Annotated in this window: 3 protein-coding genes and 1 pseudogene; 2 read left to right on the top strand and 2 right to left on the bottom strand. The window is 56.9% G+C overall.

Annotated features, from left to right (window positions below; genetic code table 11):
- Positions 1-258, top strand: a pseudogene (locus A6M21_RS02685) (hypothetical protein); the annotation flags it as partial.
- A gap of 187 nt (positions 259-445) precedes the next feature.
- Positions 446-1,471 carry a coiled-coil domain-containing protein gene (locus A6M21_RS02680; RefSeq protein ID WP_151191774.1) on the top strand — a complete coding sequence of 342 codons (1,026 nt, stop codon included), beginning with the start codon at positions 446-448 and terminating at the stop codon, positions 1,469-1,471.
- Between the two features lie 100 nt (positions 1,472-1,571).
- Here the strand turns inward: A6M21_RS02680 and A6M21_RS02675 are convergent, their stop codons facing one another.
- A complete protein-coding gene (locus tag A6M21_RS02675; RefSeq protein ID WP_066666365.1) occupies positions 1,572-2,864 on the bottom strand; it encodes an MFS transporter in 1,293 nt (430 codons plus the stop codon).
- 350 nt (positions 2,865-3,214) lie between these two features.
- Positions 3,215-3,749: hypothetical protein (locus tag A6M21_RS18985; protein WP_207644549.1), on the bottom strand; the 535-nt coding region annotated here is incomplete at its 5' end.

The raw sequence follows: 3,749 nt of genomic DNA, 5'->3' as shown, positions 1-3,749 counted from the left end.
GCAGCTTACCCGCTTTTTACTGATAATATTAAAGAGGGCAGTTCTATCCGGCAGCAATCAATGAAAATGGAAGATCAGGCCAATTCTATTTCCATGGCTGCCGGTAACCTGTCCGCCACAGCGGAAGAACTGTCCGCCACCACGGAAACCCTCACCGGCAACGCCCGGGGCATCCGGGATGACCACCGGCGGCAAACGTGGCAGGTTGAAACCGGACGGCAGCGGAGTGCGGACCGGCGTGAAGCCGACGGTTGTTAAAAAGCGCCCCCGTCCGGGTGCAACGTCCCGCAGTCGGCAATAGCTCTTTTTGCCGGTTCATGGGAATTTGAACCGCTTCCGGCCGGATTTGGGACCAACCGGCAACTTTGCTTCATTTTATGATTGGCTTTGCTGTTTGACCGGTGATGCAAAAGATGTCAAAATATCACGCAGAAAGGATGATATTTTGAAACGAAAAACAGTCCTGATTTTAATCATTGCCTGCCTGTTTTTCAACGCCCACCGCACATGGGCCAGCACCGCCAATCTGTCTGTTTTTAGCGGCCGGCCGGCGCCGGAAATTAATGCGACCGTAAGCAGGGAACTTGTCCGCCTGGCTGATTTGTCCGGAAAGCTGGCGCAGGAGGACGCGCAAATAAAGGCCCTTCAAAAAAAACAGGCCGGACTGCAGAAGGAATTGCAGGTCAAGCAGAACACGCTGGGCAGGCAATTGGCCCTGTCCTATGTCAACCAGCCGCAGATGACGGCGCTGGACGTTATTTTCAACGCGCGCAGCTTCTTCGATTTGTTAAACCGGCTTGATTTACTGCATTTCGTCATCGGTAAAACCGCTGACGGGATAAAGACCAACCGGTCCGTCTGCGAGCGATTATTGGATGAACAGAAGTCCCTGGCGGCGGCGCAACAGGAACTGCAGCAAACGGCGAACCAGATGCAGCAGGAAATGGGCCTGCTGGAGGCCGCCGGCGTCATCCCCAAAGGCCCGCCGCAGGCACTGCCGGATAAAATAAAGTACCGGGACATCAGCCCGTATTACGGCAAACTGGCTGATTGGCTGAAACAAAAGAACAGCCTGGAGGCCGGACCGGAATACCTGGCCATTGTAAATGCCGCCGGGAAACGGTGGGGTGTGGATCCGCTGCTCCTGATCGCCATCACCGGTCAGGAGCAGGGCTTCGTGCCCGCCGGGAACGGGGATGCAGCCAAAATCATCAACAATCCCTGGAATGTGTTCCACAGCTGGCAGGAATTTCAGTGCGGGTACGGCATAGCGGCATTGTGGGCGGCGAACACGGTCGGCCGTCTGGCCCGGGGGTGCCCGGCCGGTGATGATTTAATCCACTGGATCAACGGCTTTGGGACCGGCGGCAAACGGGACAACCCGGGGTACGGCTATGCCGACGATCCCGGCTGGTGGACCGGGGTGGACAGGTATTACGTTGAATTGAAGCAAGTTTGCGGTATGCGCTAGGGTTAGTATTGACGTTTGCGAAAAGTAAAGCAGGTTGGCCGGATGAATTTGCGGCCGCCTGCTTTTACTTTGTTATACGACGGTTTGGATGTAGATCCGGTCAGGCCGGTGGCGGCCGGTGAACGCCGGCGTCTGAATCCGGCGCTGCAGAACGGCCTGCCCGGGCCGCCGCGCGCTGTTCCCAGGCGAACACCGCCGCGATGCTGACCAGGCCGGCGGCGGCGCCGGCCGCCAGCGCCGCCGGCGCGCCCCAGATGTGGGCGAGAAACCCGCTGAGCAGGCTGCCCGGCAGGTTGACTCCCAGGAAAACCAGCGAATAGACGCTCATCACCCGTCCCCGGAGGTTGTCCGTGGTTTCCACCTGAAGCCGGGTGTTGGCCGAAGTGATAAAAGTCACCGACATCCAGCCGGTCAGCCCGAGTGCCAGGAAGGCCAGGCGATAGTTGTCCGTCGCCGCCAGAAGAATCTGAAACAGGCAAAGACCGGTCCCGCCTCCATACAGAAAGAGCCGCCTGGGACCGAGGTGGCTGAGCATGGCCATGATGATTGCCCCGGCCAGTGCGCCGATGCCCATGGCCGACATCAAAAAGCCGTATCCCTCGGCGCCCTGGCCGAGATTGGCTTTGGCCAGCACCGGTACCAGTACGGTGAAATTGATGGCAAAAGTGCTGACGAGGCCCATCAACATGATCGTGCTCAGCATCGGCGGGGAGTGACGGATGTAGTGCAGGCCCTCGGCTATACGCGGCCAGGGCCGTATCTTGCCCTGTTTTTCCGCTGCTTTTGCCGGCACCCGGATCAGCAGCAGGCCGAACAGGACTGTTATGAAGCTGGCGGCGTTGAGAAAAAAACTGGAGGCCATGCCCCAGCGGCCGATGGCCAGGCCGGCCAGGGCGGGTCCCACCATCCGGGCGCCCTGGACGGCGGCGGAATTGAGGACAATGGCGTTCATGATATTTTTCTTTTCCACCAGTCCGGGGACAAAAGACTGCCTGGTTGGATTGTCAAAAGCATTGGCGGTGCCGAGCAAGCCGGCCAGGAGCAGGATATGCCAGTAGCGGACGGTGCCGGTCAGGATCAGTATGCCCAGTATTGCGGCCAGCAGCATCATGCTGCACTGGGTGGCGTAGAGCACCTTCTTTTTCGGCAGGCGATCGGCGATTTCGCCGGCCGGGAGTGAGAAAAGGAACAGGGGCAGGAACTGGATGGATGTTACCAGCCCCAGTAAAAAGGCTGAATTGGTCAGGTGCAGCACCAGCCAGCCCTGGGCGGTGGACTGCATCCAGGTGCCCATCAGGGAGACCGCCTGGCCCAGCCAAAAAAGGCGGAAGTTGCGTTCTCCCAGCGAATCAATGGCGTGGGGCAACCTGAGTACTGTCGTCCGGTTGCTCATCTGATCTTTTTTCCTTCTTTCAACTGGGCCGGCGGCAGGCTGCTTTTCGGCGGCCTCCGGTGACAGTGCCCCGGTGCCGGCGGCTACGATGCTGTGATAATAATTTTATCATGGAATTGGTTGATTGTAAAAACATTTTCCATCTTCAATCAGCCGGTTTTACAGCACGCCACCCGCGGGTTGCCGGCCGTTTCCGGTTTCGCCGCCAATAGTGCCGGGTCCGGTGATAAGAATGCGTGATCAGTGCTGCTTGCAATAAAGCGGCATGCTGTATCCGGGACCGGTGAGACGGCGGGACCGTTTCTTTTTAAAGCGTTTACTGCCGGTGGGAGCGGCCGGGACACGGGGTTCTATGGCTCTTCCCCCAAAGGGGTGGTGTAAGAGATTTCGCTCCAGGGTGCGTTAAGGGTTTTGACGAAAGTTTTCATGAAAGACGATTTATTTTTTCTTGCTTTTGCCGCATAATAGGCGGTAAAAAACTTTTCTATCGGGTTGGCGGTTGTCGAACTGATTTTCCCGGAGGCAAGAAGGGGATACCGGTCTTGCAAACGCAAAAGGTTATGACGGGGGACAAGCCATGTTCTGATTTTGACCGTACTGTCCGGGGCCAGCATTTGATTGACTTTGGTCAAAGTTTTTTCCGTTTGCTTATACAGCTCATTGATTGGGTTGGCCTGATCAGCAAAGGGCAGATCCACCTTTACCGAGAGTGTCCAGGTATTTTCCCCGCGGTAAATCAGAGAAAACAATTTGTCAAGTTTGATTATGCGCTGATTGACCACACGTTGATTGGTTACGCGATGGCCGGTGAAAACGGGGGCAATGGCAATCAATAGCAAAAGGAAGAGGAAACTGCCGTCAAGAGCGGTATAATGGACCCATAAA

The sequence above is a fragment of the Desulfotomaculum copahuensis genome, from assembly GCF_001655685.1.
GTDB classification, from domain to species: Bacteria; Bacillota; Desulfotomaculia; order Desulfotomaculales; family Desulfovirgulaceae; genus Desulfotomaculum_G; species Desulfotomaculum_G copahuensis.
The sequence above is the reverse complement of the archived record's forward strand: the minus strand, read 5'-3'. Positions and strand labels throughout refer to the sequence as shown.

What these genes read in the sequence shown, in the direction of transcription:
- A6M21_RS02675 (WP_066666365.1), bottom strand. Translation starts at nt 2,864, where the DNA reads ATGAGCAACCGGACGACAGTACTCAGGTTGCCCCACGCCATTGATTCG.